Below are 19,464 nucleotides of genomic sequence, written 5' to 3' on the forward strand. Positions count from 1 at the left end.
CCTTTGCTTTGGGCGGGACGGGCGGGGCGGGTCGAGCCTGTCCTGCGTTAGATATGGTGACGGCAGAGCGGCCCGAAGACCGCCAGTCCGGAAACGTCAGACGCGGCGGCGCTTGGCCGGACGTACGCCGTTGTGCGGGATCGGCGTCACGTCGCGGATCGACGTGATGTGGAAACCGACCGCCTGCAACGCGCGCAGGGCCGATTCACGACCGGCGCCGGGGCCTTTCACTTCGACTTCCAGCGTGCGGACGCCATGTTCGGCGGCCTTCTTGCCGGCGTCCTCGGCGCAAACCTGCGCTGCATAGGGCGTCGACTTGCGGCTGCCCTTGAAGCCCATCATGCCGGCACTCGACCAGGCAATCGCATTGCCCTGCGCGTCGGTGATGGTGATCATCGTGTTGTTGAAGGTCGCGTTGACGTGGGCGACGCCCGACGAGATATTCTTGCGTTCGCGCCGACGAAGGCGCTGCGGTTCACGAGCCATTTTGAATTCCTAAACCCTAAATCCTGAAAACGACCGGTGGTGCCAGTGCGATGGCGACCTCCGGCGGAGAAATAAGGAAATCCGTCCCCCGGACGAATCTCTGCTCTTACTTCTTCTTACCGGCGATCGGCTTGGCCTTGCCCTTGCGGGTGCGCGCATTGGTGTGCGTGCGCTGGCCGCGGACCGGAAGGCCCTTGCGATGACGCAGGCCGCGATAGCAGGCGAGGTCCATGAGGCGCTTGATGTTCATCGCCGTGTTGCGGCGAAGATCACCCTCGACCGTGAGGTCGGCGTCGATCGTTTCGCGGATCTGCAGGACTTCGGCGTCCGACAGGTCCTGGATGCGGCGGGTGTGGTCGATGCCGAGCTTGTCGGCGATGTCGACGGCGGTCTTGCGGCCGATGCCGTGGATGTAGGTGAGCGCGATGATTACGCGCTTGTTGGTGGGCAGGTTTACGCCCGCGATACGTGCCATCTGTTCTTTCTCCTGCTCCACAGGGTTCGCTGGCAAACGAGCCCTATCTCAAAGCGTCTGTTTTCCAACGCAAAAAACGGACCACGAAGACGCGCTGAGCGTTTCGCCGTCCGGTCAGGGTGTTGGAATGGATGCGCAATTAAGGTGAGTCGGGCGAATTGTCAAGCGAAGCGGCGGCTTTTGCAGCCTGCCGGGGCGCGCCTCAATCATCGGCGGTAAGCGCCACCGCCCGGTCGTGCAGCCGGTTGACGACCGCGCCATGAATGCCCGGCGCGCTCGCGATGACACCGAAGGCCTGCGCGCGCGGCGTGTTGAAGACGAGCGGCTCACCAAAGGCGTCGGTGACGGTCGCGCCGGCCTCGGTCGCGATCAGCGCCGCGGCGGCGACGTCCCATTCGAAACCCCAGCGCAGCGTCGCGACCAGATCGGCGCGATCGTCGGCGACCAGCGCCATGCGCAGCGCGATGCTGTTGGGTTTTGTCACCATGATGAGGTCGCGGTCGATCTTGGGCAGGCTGTCGGCGGGAACGCGCGATCCGTTGAAGATCATCCGGCGGCTGGCGCGCAGCGTTTCGCCGTTGAGCGTCGCACCCTGACCCTTGCGGGCGACCCACAGTTCGTCGAGCGCGGGCGCGTAGAGCACGCCGATTTCGGGGGCGCCGTCGACGACCAGCGCGACCGACACCGCCCAGCCCGGACGGCCGCGGATGAAGTCGCGGGTGCCGTCGATGGGGTCGACGCACCACATGAAACGGCGCGACAGCCGGTCGCTGTTGTCCGCGGTTTCCTCCGAAAGCCATCCGGCCTCCGGCACCATCGCGCCGAGAACCGCCTTCAACCGGGCATCGACCGCCAGATCGACGTCGCTGACCGGATTATTTTCCGACTTGTGCCAGACATTGACTGCCTTGCCCTCGCCGCGCCAGCGCGCCATCGCCATGTCGCCGACCTCGCGCGTCGCGGCGATCACGGCTTCCAGGTTGCGCGCGGGCATCGGGCGGCCGGCCTAGCTGCTGGCGACGGTCATGCCGTCGATGCGCAGCGTCGGCACGTTGGTGCCGTGGCGGAAGACCAGATCGTCGGCGGGGACCAGCGCGGCGAACATGTCGATCAGATTGCCCGCGATCGTGAATTCGGCGATCGGGCCGGCGATCCGCCCGCCCTCGATCAGGAAACCCGATGCGCCGCGGCTATAATCGCCGGTCACGGGGTTGACGCCTTGGCCGATCAGTTCGGTGATATAGACGCCGCGGTCGATGTCGGCGATCAGCGCGTCGGGCGCAATCGACCCGGCCGCGAGATGCAGATTGCTGGCAGAGACCCCCGACGCGCCGCCGCCGCGGCTCGCATGGCCGGTCGGTTCGAGCCCGAGCTGCTTCGCCGACGCGGTGTCGAGCAGCCACCCCGTAATGCGGCCATCGGCGACGATATCGCGCGCGGCGGTCGGCAGGCCCTCTCCGTCGAAGGCCCGGCTGCGCAGCCCGCGCGGACGATGCGGTTCGTCGCGCACGACGATTGCGCTGTCGAACAGCGCCCGCTCTTCCTTGCCGAGCAGGAAGCTGGTGCCGCGGGCGATCGCGGGGCCGGCGATCGCGCCGAGCAGATGGCCGACGATACTGCTGCCGATGCGTGGATCGAGGACGACCGGCACCTTGCCGACGGGCGCCTTGCCGGGGTTCAGCCGCGCGACGGCGCGGGTTCCGGCGCGCGCGCCGATTTCGGCGGCGCTTTCGAGGTCGGACAGATGATGCGCGCTGTGCCAGCCATAATCGCGCTGCATCGCCGCGCCTTCGCCGGCGATGACGCTCGCCGACAGGCTGTGCCCGCTCGACCCATAGCCGCCGGCGAAGCCATGGCTCGTCGCGAGCGCGAAGCGCGTGCGGCTGTGGCTCGCGCTGCCGCCTTCGCTGTTGGTGACGCCGGCGACGGCGCGCGCAGCCTCCTCGACCGCCAGCGCGGCCTCGCGCAGCGCCTGGGGATCGGCTTCGCTGCCGTCGTCGAGATCGAAATCGGGGACCGGGCCGGTGAACAGGCGGTCGGCGGGGGCGAGGCCCGCATAGGGATCTTCGGGCGCCTCGCGTGCCATGGCAACGCAGCGCTCGACGAGCTTCGCCAGTTCGGCGGCATCCATGTCGGCGGTCGAGACGCTGGCGCTGCGCTGCCCGACGAAAACGCGCAGGCTGATATCCTGCCCCTCGGACCGCTCGACATCCTCGAGCGCGCCCAGCCGCATCGAGACCGAGGTCGCGGCATTGCAATAGTAAAGCGCGTCGGCGGCGTCGGCGCCCGCCTTGGTCGCGGCGGCGCAAAGCATTTGCGCGCGGTCGAGGGCTTCGGAAACACTCAGCATGGCCGCGCCCTATACGGCGCGCGGCGGGGCGTCAAAATCAAAGTCGGATGACGTGCGCTTCAGCGCGCGATGGCGGCGATGGCATCGGTGGCCGCCATCGCACCGCTGACCCACAGGAAGGGCAGGGTGATCGCGGCAACCCACAGGCGGCGCACATCGCGGCGGAAGCGGGCGTGCAGCCCCCAACTTGCCAGCGCCTGGCGGCTCAGATGATACCAGCGCCGCTCGGTCGAGCGCGCGACGGGAAGCGCGAGCGCAAGGACGACGATCAGCGACACGACCGCCAGCATCGACGGGGCGCCGGCGGAAACCGCGCTCATGACCAGCCAGACCTGGAGGGCCGCAAAAACGATCAGCGCGGCGGCGGCGTGCCAGGTCATGCGACGACCTAGACTGCGTGCCGGTGGAACGCTGGCGGTAGCGCGGCGCCAAAGGCGCGGTTCGAAGGTCGATGCCATGTTGTTTTTCAGCCTCCCCGGCTGGCGATTCCCATAAATGCGAAGTTTTCAGCCGAAAATTCCCAAGTCAAGACAGGTTGCCAGCGATTCGTTAATTTTCGGGTTCGATTCACCGCAGAATCGCAACAAAATCGGGTCCGACGGCTGATATTGCGGCAGATTCGGTTGTTTCACCGGGAGCCGGGCGCGAAGGCGCGCGCCATCAGCCCCGGTCGCGAGGCCGAACTCTGCCCGAGTCGAAAATAGCGGTAGAGAGGGGCGCGCGCCGCGCGCCGTGCCGCAAATCAGCGCGGCGGGGGGACCGGCAGCGGTTCGGCGTCGGGATTGTCGGTTGCCGGTGCGTCGGTTGCGGGCGCGGTCTCTTCGGCCTGCTTCTGCCGGTCGGCCAGCGCCTTTTCCTCGGCGACGACGGCTGCTTCGACCGTGTCGGCGGCCGCATCGATCCCGGCGAGGCGCTTGGCGCGCTCGTCAGCAATCATCGCCTGCCAGTCGGTCTTGTCGGCGGCCTGCCGTTCGGCCTTGGCGCCGGCGAGCAATTGCTGGGTGCAGCCCGTGAAGCCGCCGAGTCCGACCGGCGAACAGCTGTCGGTGCCGAAGCGGCCGACGCGCTGGAGCGATACGACCCGGTTCACCCAGGCTTCGTTGCGCGGGTCGAGCGGGTCGCCGCCACGGAAAATCTGCGGGACGCGGTAACGGTCGCCTTCGGGCAACACGGCGCAGACCAGAATTTCATCGCCATTCGCCTCGGGGCATTTGTCGTTGCCATAGACGATGACCTGATTGATCTTCTCATTCGCGGGGCCCACCGGCCCCGTATCTTGCGCGGCGGCGGGCTGGGCGATCGCTGCCCCGGCGAGGATCAGCATGGCAAGCGGCAGGCGGGTCATCGTCATTTCCTTTTCGTTTCGGGCGGCTTGCCACCCGCTGCCTGCATCCGCGCTGAACGGTCAGGCTTTCCCCGTGGAACCCTATCAGATACGCTTTGACAGCGCGATGGCTGCGCGGCAGCCCGCGCGGATCGCGAGGCTGAGCAGCGGATAGGCGGGCGCGCTTTCGGCCCCCGCGGCAATCGCCGCTTCCTTATGCTCCAGCTCTTCGGCGCGGAAATCGGCAACCGCTGCGCTCAGTTCGGGGTCGCTGTCGCCCAGCGTATCGAGCTGTTCGCGATAGTGGCGATCGATCTCGGTCTCGACGGCGGCGGTGCAGGCCATGGCGGCGCGCGGCCCCATCGCGGCGGTGACGGCGCCGAGCGCGAAGCCCGCGACGTTCCAGAACGGCTGAAGCGCGGTGGGGCGCACGCCGCGGCGCGCGACCATCGCGTCGAAAAATTTGCGGTGCCGCTCTTCCTGTTCGGCCATATGCGCGATCTCGCGCGCCATCGGATGGCGGTCGCCCATCACCGCGAGCTGACCCGCATAAATGCGCGTCGCGCCATATTCGCCCGCCTGATCGACGCGGATCATCGAGGCCGTTTTGCGGTCAGCTGTCATCGTGCCGCCGATGTGGGACGGCGGCGCAGCAAGGTCAAGACGAACGCCGCGCCGGCGAGCGAGAAGATAGCGTTGAAACCGGCGAGCGAAACACCGAGCAGCGTCCATTGCGGGACGTCGCAGCGGGTGATGGGCGCCGCCATGATGTCGCTGAGCGATACCGGTCCGCTGACGCCGGTGCTGCACGTCGTCAGCCCTTCCCAGAAGCCATATTCGACCCCGGCGTGAAAGACGCCGATGACGCCGCTGATCGAGATGGCGATTGCGGCGAGCAGAGTCAGCCCGCGCATCGCCGCCGTATTGCGGGAGAGCAGCAGTGCCAGCGCCGCCAGCACGATCGCCGCCTGATGCGGCCAGCGCTGCCAGTAGCACATCTCGCACGGGTGGAGTCCGAAGCCGAATTGCGACACCAGCGCACCGCCATAGAGCGCCAGCGGGATGGCAAGCGCGGCAAGCGGCGCGGCGTAACGCGAAGTTCGCATCGTCGGTCAGCCCCTCTTAGTTGCGCGTCGTCGGCTTGGCGACGGGCTTGGCCGCCTGCGCCATACGCGACGTTGGCGGGCCGATGCGACCGATCGTCTGCAGCGCATAATAGAGCTGATAATCCTCGATGCCCTTGGCCTTCAGCTCCTCGGCGGTGGCGGTGAAGCGCGGATCGTCCTTCTCGTCCTTTTCGAGCAGGCTGTTGTCGACCTTTTTCTCGTTGATCAGATGGCGGCGCAGGTCGCTTTCGCGAAAGCGCGGACGGTCCTTATAGTCGGGGTCGGACAGCTGCGGCACGCGGATATCGGGCTCGATCCCGCCTTCCTGCACGCTGCGACCCGACGGGGTGTAATAGCGCGCGGTCGTCAGCCGCAGCGCCGTGGTATCGGTCAGCGGCAGCACGGTCTGCACCGATCCCTTGCCGAAACTGCGTTCGCCCATGATCAGCGCCCGGTGCTGGTCCTGCAGCGCGCCGGCGACGATTTCGGACGCCGAAGCCGATCCGGCGTCGATCAGCACGATCAGCGGCGCGCCTTGCGCAAGGTCGCCGGGTTCGGCGAAGAAGCGTTCGATATCATTCTTGCGGCGCCCGCGCTGCGAGACGATTTCGCCGCGGTCGAGGAAGACGTCGCTGACGCTCACTGCCTCATCGAGCAGGCCGCCGGGGTTCGAGCGCAGGTCGACGATCCAGCCGCGCGGCTTGTGGCCGAGCGACTTTTCGACCGCGACCATCGCGGCGCGCAGGTCGCGGCCCGCGTCGGCGGAGAAGCTGGCGATGGTCAGCACGCCGACATCGTCCTTGACCTCCCACTTCACTGGCTTCACGTCGATGATCTCGCGCTTCAGGGTCAGCTCCATCGGCTTGTCCTGGCCCTCGCGCACGACCGTAATCTCGACCTCGGTGCCGGGGCGGCCCCGCATCTGTTCGACCGCTTCGTCGAGCGTCATGCCGAAGATGAGCTGCTTGTTGATATGGGTGATATAGTCGCCGGCCTTGATGCCCGCGCGGTCGGCCGGTGTGTCGGCGGTCGGCGCGATCACCTTGACCACGCCGTCCTCCATCGTCACCGACAGGCCCAGGCCGCCATATTCGCCATCGGTCTGCGTCCGCAGCGTCGAATAGTCGCGCGCGTCGAGATAGCCCGAATGGGGATCGAGGCTGGCGAGCATGCCGTTGATCGCGCCTTCGATCAGCTTGTCGTCGCTGACCGGTTCGACATAATTGGCCTTCACTTCCAGGAACACGTCCATGAAGCGCTGGATTTCCTCGGTGGTCTTCGAATCGACCGTCGCCATCGCGCCGGTTGCGAGCGGCACGAGCGCGAGCGTGCTGAGCGCGGCAGCCCCCTGCCAGAAGGCGAAGCGGCGCTTCGGGGAGGCGGGAGTCTTGGTCGATTCGGTCATGGATGTCTTTCAGTCACGCGGAACAGGCCGCACTATAATCCCCGGCAAGCCATCGTCCAATGCCTTTGCATCGGCGTCAAGCGCGCGATTGCCCTAGCAAAGGTCGCCCGAACGGCGCGTTAACGGCGGCGGCGTCAGCCAAGCATCGCGACCAGATCGACGGGGCGCCCGGCGCGGCGCAGTTCGACCGTGATGCGGCTGTCGTCCGACCCCGCGCGGCCCACCGGCGCCCCGGCGTCCAGCGTGTCGCCGACCGAAACCGACAGCGCGATCATTCCCGTGATCAGCGATGTCCAGCCGCCGCCATGGTCTATGATGACGATCTTGCCATAGCCGCGATAATCGCCGGCAAAGCTCACGCGGCCCGCGGCGGGGGCGACCACCTGACCGCCGGGCTGCGTCGCGACGGTGATGCCGCGCGAGCGGACGCCGCTGTCATTCACTTCGCCGAGCCCCGCAACGATGCGTCCGACGACCGGCAGGCGATAGGCGCCCGCGCCGAGGTCCGCGCCGCGGCTTGCGGCCGGCGCGACGGGCGCGGCCTGCGGGGCCGCGCTGGCGGGGTCGGCGGGGCGCGGAAGCGGCCCGGACAGATCGGCGAGTTCGCCGCGCACCGCTGCGTCGGCCTCCAGCGCGTCCATCAGATCGACGATGTCGCGCGCCTTTTCGCCGAGACCAAGCGCGCGGTCGGCCTCGATCTGCGCGCTGCTCATCAGGTCGCGCGAGCGCAGCCGGCCTTCATTCTCGAGCCGCGTCAGCGCGTCGCGCCGCTCGGCAAGCTGTGCCTTGCTTGCCGAAAGCGCCTGCAGCGCGACGCGCTGCTGCTGCTGCGTCGTGCGCAGCCGGGCGAGTTCCTGCCGGACTCCCGCGGTGCGCTCTTGAATCACCGGCATCACCGCGTCGAGTACGGCGCGCGCGTGGACCATGTCGCGCAGCGAGCCCGGCTGCGCGAGCACGCTCACCGGCGGGCGGCGGCTCAATTGCTGGAGCGATGCGGTGAGCGCGAGCAGGGGTTGCTGCTGTTCGGCGAGCCGCGTCTGTTGATCGGCAAGGCGGCGGCTGACCAGTGCGACGCGCGCCTCCGCCGCGTCGATATCGGCCTCGGCGGACTGGATCCGCGCGGCGAGGGCGGCGCTGCGTTTCTTCAGCCTGTCGGCCTCGTCGCGCGCGGCACCTGCCTGCGCTTCGAGCACCGCGCTGCGCCGCATTGCCGCGGCCGACTGGGCCTTGGCGGTGAGCAGCTGCTGGCGCTCGCGCGCCGCAATCGCGGCGGGATCGAAAACGTCGCTCTGCGCCAACGCCAGCGCGCCGCCGGCGATCGCCGCAAAGGCGGCGACGACAAGCAAGGCGGCCCTCATTGGCGGCCTTCGCGGTGATAGGGGTGGCCCGCAACGATGCTGGTGGCGCGCCACAATTGCTCGGCGAGCATCGCGCGCGCCATCAGATGCGGCCAGGTCGCGCGGCCGAAGGCGATGACCTTGTCGGCCCCTTCGCGCTCGTCGGGGGTGAAGCCGTCGGCGGCACCAAGACAGAATCGTGCCTCGCGTACGCCGCCGTCGCGCCATTTTTCCAGCAGTTTGGCGAATTCGAGCGACGACATCTGTTCGCCGCCTTCGTCGAGCAGCACGGTGCGACTGCCGACGGGTGCGGCGGGCACGCGGCCGCCGGTGTCGGGAAGCTCCGAAATCTTCTGCGCCCAGGTCACGCGCTTCATATAGCGCTCGACCAGTTCGGCCTCGGGCCCGCGCCCGATGCGCCCGCGCGCGATGATGTGCAGCAACATGACGCCTCGCCTACGTTAGCGAGGCAAAGGCGTCAATTTACCGCGGCAACCGGCGGTGCATCGCCGAACGACCACATGCGTTCGAGATTATAGAAGCTGCGAACTTCCGGACGGAACAAGTGGACGATCACGTCGCCGGCGTCGATCAGCACCCAATCAGCATTGGGCAGCCCCTCGACGCGGACCGGCCGGCCCGTTTCCTGCTTGATCCGCTGCGCCAGCTTGTCGGCGATTGCCGACACATGGCGCGTCGACCGACCGCTCGCGATCACCATATGGTCGGCGATGCTGCTCTTGCCGGCAAGCGGGATGGAAATGGTTTCCTGGGCCTGATCCTCGTCCAGCTGGTGAAGGATCAGCGCGTGGAGGCTTTCCACGCTGTCGTCCGAAGACTTGGGTGCGGACGCGGCGCCGGGCGCGGCATCCTTACTGGCGGCTATCAAGCGGTTTCATTCCTTTCATCCATGGCCAGCCGCGAATGCGTGACAGGGTCGCGCAGCGCGCGGCCTGCATAGCTTTCGAACCAGCGGGGGTTGGCCTGCCGTATTGCAGTTGCGGATCGCACATCGGGCGAAAAACGCAGGAACACGAGGGCAGGCGGTCTCCAGTCTGTCCAAAGACGTTTCTGGTCCGCGGGCCGGACAAAGCGCCGCAGCCAACCCATCGCCTCTGCAGCATGGGTGCGGCCATTATAGCCCGGACGCGCGATAACCGCAATCGGCATCAATCGCGCAATCTCCCGCCAGTCGCGCCAGCGGGGCAATTGAACCAGATTGTCGGCGCCCATGATCCAGATGAAGCGCCGATTCGGATAGCGATGGATGAGCGCGCGCAGCGTGTCGACCGTATAGCGCGTACCCAGCTCGGCCTCGATCGCGGTGGCGCGGATCGGCGAGCGCCGCGCCATGCGCTGTGCCGAGGCCAACCGGGCGGCAAGCGGCGCCATGCCCGCCTGCGCCTTGAGCGGATTGCCGGGCGAAACGAGCCACCACAGCTCGTCGAGCCTCAGCGCATCGATCGCGTCAAGACTGATCGCGCGGTGCCCGCTATGCGCGGGATTAAAGCTGCCGCCGAGGAGGCCGGTGGTAAGCGGACGGGTCAGGGTCGAACCTGCCCGCTCCCGCGCACCAGCCATTTATAGGTGGTGAGCCCTTCGAGTGCGACGGGGCCGCGTGCGTGGAGGCGTCCCGTCGCGATTCCGATCTCGGCGCCAAGGCCGAACTCGCCGCCGTCGGCGAATTGCGTCGAGGCGTTGTGCATGACGATCGCACTGTCGACTTCGGACAGGAACCGCTCGGCGGTCGCGACATCCTCGGTGACGATCGCGTCGGTGTGGTGGCTGGAGTGGGCGTCGATATGCGACAGCGCGCCCTCGATCCCGTCGACCGCGGCGATCGAGACGATCGCGTCGAGATATTCGCAGTCCCAATCAGTCGCGCTCGCGCGCGTGACATGGGAGCTGAGCGCCGCGATGGCGGCATCGCCGCGCACTTCGCAGCTCGCGGCGATCAGCGCGTCGACGATGGCAAGCGGCGCGGGATAGGCCCGGTCGATCAGGATCGTTTCGGTCGCGCCGCAGACGCCGGTGCGGCGCATCTTGGCGTTGACCGCAAGATCCACCGCCTTGGCGGGATCGGCGGCGCCGTCGATATAGAGATGATTGATCCCGTCGAGATGGGCGAGCACGGGTACGCGCGCCTCGTCTTGCACGCGGGCGACCAGCCCCTTGCCGCCGCGCGGGATGATGATGTCGATCAGGCCCTGCGCGCGGAGCAGCGCTCCCACCGCGGCGCGGTCCTGCGTCGGCACCAGTTGCACGGCATCGGTGGGGAGGCCGGTCTGGGCGAGACCCGCGGCGAGTGCGGCGTGGATCGCTCGGTTCGAGTGAACCGCCTCGCTGCCGCCGCGCAGGATTACCGCATTGCCCGACATCAGCCCCAGCGCCGCAGCATCGGCGGTGACGTTCGGGCGGCTTTCATAGATGATGCCGACGACGCCCAGCGGAACGCGCACGCGGGCCAGCGTCATGCCGTTGGGGCGCTCGGTCCGGTCGATTTCGGCGCCGACCGGGTCGGGCAGGCCGGCAATACCCTCGACCGCGTCGGCAATCGCGGCGAGCCGATTCTCGTCGAGGCGCAGCCGGTCGATCATCGCCGACGACAGGCCGCCTTCGCGCCCCGCCTCCATATCGCGCGCATTGGCATCCAGGATCGTCGCGGCGCGCGCGCGCAGCTCGGCCGCAGCCGTGCGCAGCGCCTTGGCCTTTTCGGCTGTCGTCGCCACCGCGAGCGCCTTCGCTGCCAAGCGTGCGCGTGCGCCCATGTCGGCGATCAGCGTATCCGCGTCGTTATGGTGCAGCGCGGCGCCGAGGGCTGTGGAGGTTTCAGCGTTCATGCGACGGGCCAATATCACTTTTGGCGTGATTCCCGAAAGCCCCGTTGCACGAGGTCATTCGGCCCACTAGTCAGGGCGCATGAGCGGGGACATCGAAGCATTCGGGGCGGCGATCACGGCAGGGCTTGCAGGCCGTGCGATCGAGCCGGGGCATGGCGAAGGCAGCGCGCACGCGGGCGCCCGCTGCCTCAATTGCGGGACGGTGTTGCGCGGGTCGCACTGCCACCGCTGCGGGCAGAAGGCCGATGTCCATCGCAGCTTCGGCGCGATCGGACATGATCTGGTTCACGCCATCTTTCATTTCGAGGGCAAGCTGTGGAACACGCTGCCGCTCCTGACATGGCGGCCTGGCGATCTGACGCGCCGCTACATTCACGGCGAGCGGGCGAGCTTCATTTCGCCGCTGGCGCTGTTCCTGTTTGCGGTGTTCCTGACCTATGCGGTGCTGGCGATGGTCGGCGCGGGCGGCGGTGTCGGGGAGGAACTGAACAAGGCCGCGGCCGAACAGACGCGATCGGCCGCGATCAAGGACAGCATGCAGGTCGAGGTCGACCGTATCGATACCGAACTTGCGAAAAAGGATCTCCCCGCGGCGCAGCGCCAGGAATTGCAGGACGAGCGCGCCACTCTTCAGAAAAGTGCCGACTATCTAGGCATTTCGCGGAGCCGCAGCAAGGATGAGCGCACGGCCGACCGCGCCGCGGGGCCGCCGGTTCTCGACAACCCCGTCGATCAGGTGAAGACCGGCGCCGATTTCGTCACGCGCAACAAGGTCGATACGGGGGTGCCCTTCATCGACCATGGTCTGCAAAAGGCGTTCGCGAACCCGGCGCTGATTCTCTACAAATTGCAGGCCAACGCCTATAAATTCGCCTGGGCGCTGATCCCGTTGTCGCTGCCCTTCATGTGGCTGCTCTATCCGTTCAGCCGGCGTTTCCACACCTATGACCATTTCGTCTTCGTCACCTATTCGATCAGCTTCATGCTGCTACTCTTCGTCGTGGTGCGGCTGCTCAATCTGACGTTGCTGGGCGATCTCGCGACCTTCTTCGCGATGCTCTATGTTCCGTTCCACATGTATCGCCAGCTTCGCGGCGCCTATCGCTCGTCGCGCGTCGGTGCGCTTGCACGGACGACCCTGCTGCTTTTCTTCAGCCTGTTCGCGGTCATCGCTTTCATGCTGCTGTTGCTCGCGCTCGGTATGAGCGGGTGAGCGCATAATTGTCATGAAAGCCGGGCACAGACCCGGCGAAATGGGAGGAAAATCGATGCACCAGCTTTGGGCCGAAATGGATCGCCGCCTGCTGATGAAGCTCGGCACGGCAGGGCTTGCCGCCATGGCCTTGCCTGGCGCGGCGCAGGCGATGGCGGCACAGGGCTTCACCCACGGGGTCGCGAGTGGCGAGCCCGGTCCGCGGTCGGTGCTGCTATGGACGCGCTATGCCGCTGCGGCCGACACCGCGCTGACGGCCGAGGTGTCGGACACGGCCGACTTCGTGCGCATCGTCGGTGGCGGCAGCGTCACCGCCGCCGGCGACGCGGATCACACCGCCAAGCTGCGCGTCGACGGTCTCGAGCCCGGCCGCTGGTATTTCTATCGCTTTGTCGCGCCCGACGGCACGATGTCGGTGACGGGGCGTACGCGCACCTTGCCGGAAGGGGCAGCGGGCGCCTTCACCCTGGCGCTGTTCTCCTGCGCGAATCTGCCCTTCGGCTGGTTCAACGCCTATGGCCATGCGGCCGCCCGTTCGGACATCGATCTGGTCGTTCACGTCGGCGATTATCTCTACGAATATAAGGTCGGCACCTATCCGTCGGCGAAAGAGGCGGTGCCCGGCCGCCTGATTCAACCTTCGAACGAGCTGATCGCGCTCGCCGATTACCGGCTGCGCTATGCCGCTTATCGCAGCGACGCCGATTTGCAGCGCCTTCACCAGCTGTTCCCGATCGTCGCGCAGTGGGACGATCATGAATTTGCCAATGACACCTGGAAGGGCGGGGCCGAAAACCACCAACCCGACGAGGGCGACTGGAGCGCGCGCGAAGCCGCCGCCATGCGCGCCTATGACGAATGGATGCCGGTCGGCGGCGCGCGCTGGCGCAGCTATCAGGTCGGCGATCTGGCGACGATCTTCCTGCCCGAAACGCGCATCACCGCGCGCGACAAGCAGTTCGAGATCGGCGACATCCTTGCCGACAAGGGCGACGCGGCCGCCGCGCTCAAGCAATTTGCCGAAACCGGTTATCGCGACCCAGCGCGGCAGTTGCTGGGCAGTGAGCAGGAAAAATGGCTGTTCGACGGCTTCGCGGCATCGGCGAAATCTGGCACGCGTTGGCAGGTCTGCGCGCAGCAGATTGTCATGGGCAGCCTGTTCACGCCGCCCGAATCGAAAAACTGGTTCGGCGCCAACCTGCCCGACTATGTGCAGCGCCGGGTCGAGATCGGTCAGCTCGCCGCCAAGGCCGGGCTGCCGCTCAATATGGACAGTTGGGACGGCTATCCCGCCGCGCGCGACCGCCTGCTCGCCGCGGCGCAGCGCGCCGGCGCCAATCTCGTCACCCTGTCGGGCGACAGCCACAATGCCTGGGCCTTCGACCTGACGCATGGCGGCCGACCGGCGGGGATCGAGGTCGGCGGACACAGCGTTACCTCGCCGGGGTTCGAAAGCTACACGCCGGCCATCCCCGACGACATACGGGTCGCCGCCCTGCGCGCCGCGTCGCCGCAGCTGCGCTGGGCGAACACGCGCGATCGCGGCTATGCGACGGTGGCGCTGACGCCCGAGCGTGTCACTGCCGACTGGCATTTCGTCAGCTCGGTGCGCAGCCACGACCTCGCGCTCGCCTCGTCGCACCGGATGACCGCGACGCGCGGCCGCAATGCCTATGACAAGGGCTGACGCGCCGGGCGAGGGAGCCTCCGGCAGATCGGGTCGCTAAATTAGCGGCTAGCCAAGCGCGCTGCGTTCGTCCTATGTTCCGCCGATGACCTTGCCCCTGCTCCTAGCCGTCGTTGCCGCCCTTGTTGTCGGTGCCGTGATCGGCTGGCTGTTCGCTGGACGGCAGGCGGGCGGGCTCAAGGCCGAACGCGACGGGCTCGCCGAACGGTTCAGGGTCGCCGTCACCGATCTCGCCGCCGAAGCGGAGGCACGCAAGGCCGCCGATATCCAGCTCGCGTCGCTGCTCGCCGAACAAAAGGCGCGCGACGCGGCCCACGACGCGCAGATCGCGCAGCTCAAGGAGGCACAGGCGGCGCTCACCGCGCAATTCCGCGAGGTCGGACAGGCGATGCTGGGCGAGGCGCAGAAAAACTTCCTCGAACGTGCCGATCAGCGGTTCCGCCAGAGTGAGGAAAGCGCGGGGCAGAATCTGAAGGCGCTGCTCCAGCCGGTTCACGAACGGCTGGCCAAATATGAAGAGGCGGTCGGCAAGGTCGAGGCCGAACGTCGCGACGCCTTCGGGCTGCTGCACGGCCAGATCGCCGCCATGCGCGAAGGGACCGAGCGCGTGTCGAGCGAGGCGGCGAAGCTGGTCAACGCGCTGCGCAACGCGCCCAAGGCGCGCGGCCGCTGGGGCGAGCAACAGCTGCGCAATGTGCTCGAAAGCTGCGGCCTGTCCGAACATGCCGATTTCCAGACCGAAGTAAGCGTCGCCGATGGCGAAGGCGGGCGGCTGCGTCCCGACGTCGTGGTCAAGGTGCCGGGCGGGCAAAGCCTGGTCATCGACGCCAAAGTGTCGCTCAACGCCTATCAGGACGCGTTCGGCGCGGTCGACGAAGCCGAAAAGACCGCGCATCTCGCCGCACATGCCGCGGCGATGAAGGCGCACGTCAACACGCTGAGCGCCAAAGCCTATTGGAACCAGTTCGACGACACGCCCGACTATGTGGTGATGTTCGTTCCCGGCGAACATTTCCTCGCCGCCGCGCTCGATCATGACGCCGAGCTTTGGGATTATGCCTTCGACCGCAAGGTGCTGCTCGCCACGCCGACCAACCTGATCGCGATTGCGCGCACCGTCGCGGCGGTCTGGCGGCAGGAAAAGCTGGCGGGGCAGGCGCGCGAGATCGCCGCGCTGGGCAAGGAGCTTTATGCGCGCATGGCGACGATGGGCGGGCATATCGCCCGCGTCGGCAAGAATCTGGATCAGGCGACCGGCGCCTACAACGCCTTTGTGGGCAGCTTCGAAAGCCAGGTGCTGACGCAGGCGAAGCGTTTCGAGGCGCTCGACGTCGAGACGGGCGGCAAGGAAATTCCCGTGCTGCCCGTTGCCGAACAGGCGGCGCGGCCGCTGGCGAAGCTTGCGGCGGCACCGGCTGCGGTAAACGACGCGAGCGAATGACCTGTCGCCCCCGCGCGGGCGGAAGCGATATGGCGCGTCAGATCACGCGCTTCAGCACGGCCGTCTGGCCGCTTTCGCCGGTCAGCACCATCGTGCCGTCGGACGGGAAGCTCAGCCGCACCGGCGTTTTCATCAGGTCGAAGAAGGCGCGTTCCTGCGCCATGCCGGCGCCGGGGCAGGCCATCAGCGTCGCCGCAAGCTGTCCTGCGGACAGCATGCCGTCCTTGACGGCATAGCTGCCCCCGAAGCGGTTGCAGCCCGCGCTGCCGCTCATCCGTTCTCCCTCAAAGACCAGCTCGGTGGGGCGATCGGCGGCGACCGGCGTGCCGCCAATCGACACGAAGGTCCAGCGGGTGCCGGTAAGGTCGGCGGGCGGCAAGATCGCGCCGCCGCAGCCATTCACCGTCTTGCCGTCGGCGGTGACGGTCACCGTGTCGCGATACCGGCGGTCGCTCATCCCTTCGCTGCACGCGCTGTGCGTCACATCGACGGTCAGCCGGCCGGTCACATAGCGCTCGCCGTTGAAACTCGGCCGCGCGCCGGGGTTGGCGACCGCGATGCGTGTCGCGCCATAATCGCCATTATAGGCAAGGCGCGCGGGCGTGATTTCCAGCGTCCAGCCCGGCTCGGTCCCCAGCGCCATATAGGCCTCGGCCGGCGGAGCGGGCGTCGCGGGTCCGGTGCCGGTGGCAGCGCAGCCGGCAAGCGTCGCTGCGGCGGCGAGGGCGGGGACAAGCAGCATCTTCATGACAAATCCTTTCGCGGCGGCGGTTACCTCGGGTCCAATGGCCGGCCGCTGAACAAGTTGCATGGCCGGCGTTCAGCTTCGCTGCTGGTTCAGCACTTCATAGGCCATGACTGCGGCCGCAACGGCCGCGTTCAGGCTGTCGGCCTTGCCCATCATCGGCATTTTTACGCGCACGTCGGCGGCTTCGGCATAGGCTTGCGGCAGGCCCTGCGATTCATTGCCGATCAGGATGAAGGTGGGGGCGGCATAACGCACCGCCTGATAATCCTTGGTGTCGTCACCGAGCCAGGTTGCGACCAGTTCGCCGCGCCCGCTGCGCAGCCAGGGCAGAAACTCGTCCCATTCGGCCTGCACCAGCCGCTGGGTGAAGATCGCCCCCATGCTCGCGCGCACGGCTTCGACACCATAGGGATCGGTCGATTCGCCGAGCAGGATCAACCCGCCGGCGCCGACCGCGTCGCCGGTGCGCAGCATGGTGCCCAGATTGCCGGGATCGCGCAGCCGTTCGGCAACCAGCCAGATCGGCGCCGCGTCGCGGTCGAGGTCGGATAGCGCGGTCCGCGGCTCGGCATAGATGCCGACGATCGTCTGCGGATTGTCCTTGCCCGACAATTTGGAGAGGATTGCCGGCGTCGTGTCGATCACCTCTCCGCCGCTCGCCAGCGTCGCGTCGATCAGCGTCCGCGCGAGCGGATGCGCGGCGCCCTCGTCGGCCAGAAACAGCCAGCGCGGCAATATGCCCGCCTCGCGCGCTTCGGTCGCGATGCGCAGCCCTTCGGCCAGGAACAGCCCTTCGGCGCGGCGATGCCGCTTTTCGCGCAACAGCCGCATCCGCTTTACGAGCGGGTTCGACAGGCTTTCGATTCGGGAACGGCGGGCGTTTTGCTGGCCGGTCGGGGCCATCGGATCAATCCTCGCCGAAGCTGTCCTTGACGAGCCCGACGAGCTTGAGCATCGCGGCTTCGGCGCCGTCGCCGCTGGTGTGGATGGTGATGCTGTCGCCCTTCGCCGCGCCGAGCATCATCAATCCCATGATCGACGATCCCGAAACGCGCGACCCGCCCTTTTCGACCTCGACCGACACGGTTTCGGGCAGGCGGCTGACGAAGGTAACGAACTTGGCGCTGGCGCGGGCGTGCAGGCCGCGCTGGTTGGTGATTTCTACGGTTTCGCTGATCTGGTTCATGGCCCCACCCCCAACATTTCCGATGCGACGGAAATATATTTCTGGCCCGCTTCCTTGGCCGCGATCACCGCGGCACGCAGGTCCATCGTCTTGCGCGCGCTTTCCAGCCGGATGAGCATCGGCAGGTTGACGCCGGCAATGACTTCGGTTCGTCCGCTTTCCAGCAGGCTGATGGCAAGGTTCGACGGCGTGCCGCCGAACAGGTCGGTCAGCATGACGACCCCGCGCCCTTCGTCGACGCGCTGGATCGCCTCGGCAATTTCGCCGCGGCGCACTTCCATATTGTCATTGGGGCCGATGCACACAGTCGCCACCGCGCGCTGCGGTCCCACCACATGTTCCATCGCCGTCACCATTTCCTCGGCGAGGCGGCCGTGCGTGACGAGAACCATTCCGAGCAGCGGCAGGGCTTTATCGGTGGGCATGAAAAGCGAGACCCTTATGTTTGTCCGCCGGGTGCGGGAGATGCGGGCGGGGGCTTGCCCTCAAGCCCATCTTGCGGGGCCGAGTCAAGGTTGCGGTGGGTCACCGTGGGCTCATGGCCCGCGGCGCGTAGCGTTCGGGCAACCCGATCGGCGACATGGACCGAACGGTGGCGTCCGCCGGTGCAGCCGAAGGCGATGGTGACATAGCTTTTCCCTTCGGCGCGGTAGCGCGGCAGCAGGGTGAGGAGCAGGGTTTCGATCTGCGTCACCGTCGCTTCATAAGCGGGATCGGTGCGAATATAGGCGGCGACGTCGGGATCGAGCCCGGTGTGCGGGCGCAGCGCCGCGTCCCAGTGCGGATTGCGCAGATAGCGCATGTCGAACACCAGATCGGCGTGGCGCGGCAACCCGCGCGCGAAGCCGAAGCTCAATATGTTGAGCACCGGTGCATCGTCGCCGCTGCCGCCGAAGCGCTGGCGCACCTCCTGCTGCAGATCGTTGCTCGTATAGTTGGTCGTGTCGATGACATGCTCGGCCCAGCGGCGGAGCGGCTCCATCATCTCGCGTTCGCGCGCGATGCCGTCCGCGGCGGGGCGGTCCTCCGCCATCGGGTGGCGGCGGCGCGTCTCCGAAAAGCGCCGTTCGAGTTCGGCGCCTGCGCAATCGAGAAACAGCGTCTGCATGTCGCGCCCGCCCGCTTCGCGCAGTTCCTTCATGCGTTTGACGAGCAGCGCCGGCTTGAAACCACGGCTGCGACTGTCGATGCCCACCGCGATCGGCCGGTTCGCCGCGCTGCGCTGCACCGGCGCGTCGATCAGTGCGTCGAGCAGCGCGAGCGGCAGATTGTCGACAACCTCCCACCCCAGATCTTCCAGCACCTTGAGCACGGTCGACTTGCCGGCGCCCGAAAGGCCGGTGACGAGCAGCAGACGCGGCGCGGCGGGATCGCTCATGCAGCCGGCGCCAGTCGTTCGAGCGCGAGCAATATCTTGATCGGGGCCGATACTTCGAAGGCCGAAAGCAGCAGCGCGGGCAGGGGATGGCCGACGACCATTTCGACCTGATTCACCGCGGGCATGCGATCATAATGGTCTGTAAGCCGGACCGCGAGAGCCAGCGGCACCGGAGCGGTCCACGGTCGCTCGATGATGCCGATGCCGCGCACTTCCAGCTTTCCAGCCAGGTTTTCGGGCGGGCGGCACCACAGGCGTCCGCGCTCGTACCAGATGTCGCAGCGGTCGTCGGCGACAAGCCGCGCGCCCCGGTCGAGCAGGCGGAGTGCAAGGTCCGACTTGCCTTGGCCCGAATTGCCGAGAATCAGGACGCCGCCATTGCCTGCTGCCACGCAGCTCGCATGGATATTGTGGATCTCGGCCCTGGTCCTGCTCGGGAACATGGGTGCAGGCTTACCGGCGACGAAGCGGGGCTGCAAGGCGATAGG

Annotated in this window: 23 protein-coding genes; 3 read left to right on the top strand and 20 right to left on the bottom strand. The window is 67.3% G+C overall.

Annotated elements, in window-relative coordinates; translation table 11 throughout:
• Positions 1-96: 96 nt before the first annotated feature.
• From rpsK to P1IM2_RS12120, 14 genes are all read right to left on the bottom strand, one after another.
• The gene (rpsK, locus tag P1IM2_RS12055; RefSeq protein WP_003040416.1) at positions 97-486 is read right to left on the bottom strand and encodes a 30S ribosomal protein S11; all 390 of its coding nucleotides are present in this window, start codon (positions 484-486) and stop codon (positions 97-99) included.
• A 106-nt stretch (positions 487-592) separates the two neighbouring features.
• The gene (gene rpsM / locus P1IM2_RS12060; protein ID WP_003040400.1) at positions 593-961 is read right to left on the bottom strand and encodes a 30S ribosomal protein S13; all 369 of its coding nucleotides are present in this window, start codon (positions 959-961) and stop codon (positions 593-595) included.
• A gap of 202 nt (positions 962-1,163) precedes the next feature.
• Complete coding sequence (locus P1IM2_RS12065; RefSeq protein WP_062763912.1) at positions 1,164-1,955, bottom strand: inositol monophosphatase family protein; 792 nt, start codon at positions 1,953-1,955, stop codon at positions 1,164-1,166.
• A gap of 12 nt (positions 1,956-1,967) precedes the next feature.
• Positions 1,968-3,311 (bottom strand): TldD/PmbA family protein, encoded by a 1,344-nt coding sequence (locus P1IM2_RS12070; RefSeq protein ID WP_062900644.1) that lies wholly within the window; start codon positions 3,309-3,311, stop codon positions 1,968-1,970.
• A 59-nt stretch (positions 3,312-3,370) separates the two neighbouring features.
• Positions 3,371-3,691 carry a hypothetical protein gene (locus P1IM2_RS12075; RefSeq protein WP_234178554.1) on the bottom strand — a complete coding sequence of 107 codons (321 nt, stop codon included), beginning with the start codon at positions 3,689-3,691 and terminating at the stop codon, positions 3,371-3,373.
• A gap of 362 nt (positions 3,692-4,053) precedes the next feature.
• Complete coding sequence (locus tag P1IM2_RS12080) at positions 4,054-4,656, bottom strand: hypothetical protein (protein WP_058813104.1); 603 nt, start codon at positions 4,654-4,656, stop codon at positions 4,054-4,056.
• Positions 4,657-4,740: 84 nt separating this feature from the next.
• Positions 4,741-5,259, bottom strand: a complete 519-nt coding sequence (locus tag P1IM2_RS12085) for a demethoxyubiquinone hydroxylase family protein (protein WP_051066299.1) — start codon at positions 5,257-5,259, stop codon at positions 4,741-4,743.
• A complete protein-coding gene (locus P1IM2_RS12090) occupies positions 5,256-5,741 on the bottom strand; it encodes a disulfide bond formation protein B (protein ID WP_186402616.1) in 486 nt (161 codons plus the stop codon). The genes P1IM2_RS12085 and P1IM2_RS12090 overlap by 4 nt, the downstream gene beginning before the upstream one ends.
• 16 nt (positions 5,742-5,757) lie before the next feature.
• Positions 5,758-7,146 carry a S41 family peptidase gene (locus P1IM2_RS12095; RefSeq protein ID WP_186402617.1) on the bottom strand — a complete coding sequence of 463 codons (1,389 nt, stop codon included), beginning with the start codon at positions 7,144-7,146 and terminating at the stop codon, positions 5,758-5,760.
• A 134-nt stretch (positions 7,147-7,280) separates the two neighbouring features.
• Positions 7,281-8,504 (bottom strand): murein hydrolase activator EnvC, encoded by a 1,224-nt coding sequence (locus P1IM2_RS12100; RefSeq protein WP_186402618.1) that lies wholly within the window; start codon positions 8,502-8,504, stop codon positions 7,281-7,283.
• Positions 8,501-8,929 carry a 23S rRNA (pseudouridine(1915)-N(3))-methyltransferase RlmH gene (locus P1IM2_RS12105; RefSeq protein ID WP_003040374.1) on the bottom strand — a complete coding sequence of 143 codons (429 nt, stop codon included), beginning with the start codon at positions 8,927-8,929 and terminating at the stop codon, positions 8,501-8,503. The genes P1IM2_RS12100 and P1IM2_RS12105 overlap by 4 nt, the downstream gene beginning before the upstream one ends.
• Positions 8,930-8,961: 32 nt before the next feature.
• A complete protein-coding gene (rsfS, locus tag P1IM2_RS12110; RefSeq protein WP_003040371.1) occupies positions 8,962-9,372 on the bottom strand; it encodes a ribosome silencing factor in 411 nt (136 codons plus the stop codon).
• Positions 9,369-10,064, bottom strand: a complete 696-nt coding sequence (locus P1IM2_RS12115; protein ID WP_062900640.1) for a nicotinate-nucleotide adenylyltransferase — start codon at positions 10,062-10,064, stop codon at positions 9,369-9,371. Before P1IM2_RS12115 ends, rsfS begins: the two co-directional genes overlap by 4 nt.
• A complete protein-coding gene (locus P1IM2_RS12120; protein WP_062900639.1) occupies positions 10,028-11,323 on the bottom strand; it encodes a glutamate-5-semialdehyde dehydrogenase in 1,296 nt (431 codons plus the stop codon). The genes P1IM2_RS12115 and P1IM2_RS12120 overlap by 37 nt, the downstream gene beginning before the upstream one ends.
• Before the next feature lie 79 nt (positions 11,324-11,402).
• Here P1IM2_RS12120 and P1IM2_RS12125 point away from each other — a divergent pair, with 79 nt between their 5' ends.
• The 3 genes from P1IM2_RS12125 (at position 11,403) to P1IM2_RS12135 (ending at position 15,664) form a co-directional block, all read left to right on the top strand.
• Positions 11,403-12,536 (top strand): DUF3667 domain-containing protein, encoded by a 1,134-nt coding sequence (locus P1IM2_RS12125; protein WP_186402619.1) that lies wholly within the window; start codon positions 11,403-11,405, stop codon positions 12,534-12,536.
• 55 nt (positions 12,537-12,591) lie between these two features.
• Positions 12,592-14,223 (top strand): alkaline phosphatase D family protein, encoded by a 1,632-nt coding sequence (locus tag P1IM2_RS12130; RefSeq protein ID WP_186402620.1) that lies wholly within the window; start codon positions 12,592-12,594, stop codon positions 14,221-14,223.
• Between the two features lie 85 nt (positions 14,224-14,308).
• A complete protein-coding gene (locus P1IM2_RS12135; protein ID WP_062900636.1) occupies positions 14,309-15,664 on the top strand; it encodes a DNA recombination protein RmuC in 1,356 nt (451 codons plus the stop codon).
• 37 nt (positions 15,665-15,701) lie between these two features.
• Here P1IM2_RS12135 and P1IM2_RS12140 read toward each other — a convergent pair whose 3' ends face one another.
• The 6 genes from P1IM2_RS12140 to P1IM2_RS12165 form a co-directional block, all read right to left on the bottom strand.
• Positions 15,702-16,412 carry an META domain-containing protein gene (locus P1IM2_RS12140; RefSeq protein WP_186402621.1) on the bottom strand — a complete coding sequence of 237 codons (711 nt, stop codon included), beginning with the start codon at positions 16,410-16,412 and terminating at the stop codon, positions 15,702-15,704.
• A gap of 72 nt (positions 16,413-16,484) precedes the next feature.
• The gene (locus P1IM2_RS12145) at positions 16,485-17,315 is read right to left on the bottom strand and encodes a TrmH family RNA methyltransferase (RefSeq protein WP_062900634.1); all 831 of its coding nucleotides are present in this window, start codon (positions 17,313-17,315) and stop codon (positions 16,485-16,487) included.
• Positions 17,316-17,319: 4 nt separating this feature from the next.
• The gene (locus P1IM2_RS12150) at positions 17,320-17,598 is read right to left on the bottom strand and encodes an HPr family phosphocarrier protein (RefSeq protein WP_003040349.1); all 279 of its coding nucleotides are present in this window, start codon (positions 17,596-17,598) and stop codon (positions 17,320-17,322) included.
• A complete protein-coding gene (locus tag P1IM2_RS12155) occupies positions 17,595-17,999 on the bottom strand; it encodes a PTS sugar transporter subunit IIA (RefSeq protein ID WP_062902970.1) in 405 nt (134 codons plus the stop codon). Before P1IM2_RS12155 ends, P1IM2_RS12150 begins: the two co-directional genes overlap by 4 nt.
• A 38-nt stretch (positions 18,000-18,037) precedes the next feature.
• A complete protein-coding gene (rapZ, locus tag P1IM2_RS12160) occupies positions 18,038-18,976 on the bottom strand; it encodes an RNase adapter RapZ (protein WP_186402622.1) in 939 nt (312 codons plus the stop codon).
• Positions 18,973-19,419, bottom strand: a complete 447-nt coding sequence (locus P1IM2_RS12165) for an HPr kinase/phosphorylase (RefSeq protein ID WP_003040343.1) — start codon at positions 19,417-19,419, stop codon at positions 18,973-18,975. The genes rapZ and P1IM2_RS12165 overlap by 4 nt, the downstream gene beginning before the upstream one ends.
• Between the last annotated feature and the right edge of the window lie 45 nt (positions 19,420-19,464).

This window comes from Sphingopyxis sp. P1IMeth2, from assembly GCF_900185685.1.
Taxonomy (GTDB): Bacteria; Pseudomonadota; Alphaproteobacteria; order Sphingomonadales; family Sphingomonadaceae; genus Sphingopyxis; species Sphingopyxis terrae_A.

Excerpts from the sequence above, each read along its gene's own strand:
- rpsK (WP_003040416.1), bottom strand. The coding sequence starts at position 486 with ATGGCTCGTGAACCGCAGCGCCTTCGTCGGCGCGAACGCAAGAATATC.
- rpsM (WP_003040400.1), bottom strand. The coding sequence starts at position 961 with ATGGCACGTATCGCGGGCGTAAACCTGCCCACCAACAAGCGCGTAATC.
- P1IM2_RS12065 (WP_062763912.1), bottom strand. The coding sequence starts at position 1,955 with ATGCCCGCGCGCAACCTGGAAGCCGTGATCGCCGCGACGCGCGAGGTC.
- P1IM2_RS12070 (WP_062900644.1), bottom strand. The coding sequence starts at position 3,311 with ATGCTGAGTGTTTCCGAAGCCCTCGACCGCGCGCAAATGCTTTGCGCC.
- P1IM2_RS12075 (WP_234178554.1), bottom strand. The coding sequence starts at position 3,691 with ATGACCTGGCACGCCGCCGCCGCGCTGATCGTTTTTGCGGCCCTCCAG.
- P1IM2_RS12080 (WP_058813104.1), bottom strand. The coding sequence starts at position 4,656 with ATGACCCGCCTGCCGCTTGCCATGCTGATCCTCGCCGGGGCAGCGATC.
- P1IM2_RS12085 (WP_051066299.1), bottom strand. The coding sequence starts at position 5,259 with ATGACAGCTGACCGCAAAACGGCCTCGATGATCCGCGTCGATCAGGCG.
- P1IM2_RS12090 (WP_186402616.1), bottom strand. The coding sequence starts at position 5,741 with ATGCGAACTTCGCGTTACGCCGCGCCGCTTGCCGCGCTTGCCATCCCG.
- P1IM2_RS12095 (WP_186402617.1), bottom strand. The coding sequence starts at position 7,146 with ATGACCGAATCGACCAAGACTCCCGCCTCCCCGAAGCGCCGCTTCGCC.
- P1IM2_RS12100 (WP_186402618.1), bottom strand. The coding sequence starts at position 8,504 with ATGAGGGCCGCCTTGCTTGTCGTCGCCGCCTTTGCGGCGATCGCCGGC.
- P1IM2_RS12105 (WP_003040374.1), bottom strand. The coding sequence starts at position 8,929 with ATGTTGCTGCACATCATCGCGCGCGGGCGCATCGGGCGCGGGCCCGAG.
- P1IM2_RS12115 (WP_062900640.1), bottom strand. The coding sequence starts at position 10,064 with ATGGCTGGTGCGCGGGAGCGGGCAGGTTCGACCCTGACCCGTCCGCTT.
- P1IM2_RS12120 (WP_062900639.1), bottom strand. The coding sequence starts at position 11,323 with ATGAACGCTGAAACCTCCACAGCCCTCGGCGCCGCGCTGCACCATAAC.
- P1IM2_RS12125 (WP_186402619.1), top strand. The coding sequence starts at position 11,403 with ATGAGCGGGGACATCGAAGCATTCGGGGCGGCGATCACGGCAGGGCTT.
- P1IM2_RS12130 (WP_186402620.1), top strand. The coding sequence starts at position 12,592 with ATGCACCAGCTTTGGGCCGAAATGGATCGCCGCCTGCTGATGAAGCTC.
- P1IM2_RS12135 (WP_062900636.1), top strand. The coding sequence starts at position 14,309 with ATGACCTTGCCCCTGCTCCTAGCCGTCGTTGCCGCCCTTGTTGTCGGT.
- P1IM2_RS12140 (WP_186402621.1), bottom strand. The coding sequence starts at position 16,412 with ATGAAGATGCTGCTTGTCCCCGCCCTCGCCGCCGCAGCGACGCTTGCC.
- P1IM2_RS12145 (WP_062900634.1), bottom strand. The coding sequence starts at position 17,315 with ATGGCCCCGACCGGCCAGCAAAACGCCCGCCGTTCCCGAATCGAAAGC.
- P1IM2_RS12150 (WP_003040349.1), bottom strand. The coding sequence starts at position 17,598 with ATGAACCAGATCAGCGAAACCGTAGAAATCACCAACCAGCGCGGCCTG.
- rapZ (WP_186402622.1), bottom strand. The coding sequence starts at position 18,976 with ATGAGCGATCCCGCCGCGCCGCGTCTGCTGCTCGTCACCGGCCTTTCG.
- P1IM2_RS12165 (WP_003040343.1), bottom strand. The coding sequence starts at position 19,419 with ATGTTCCCGAGCAGGACCAGGGCCGAGATCCACAATATCCATGCGAGC.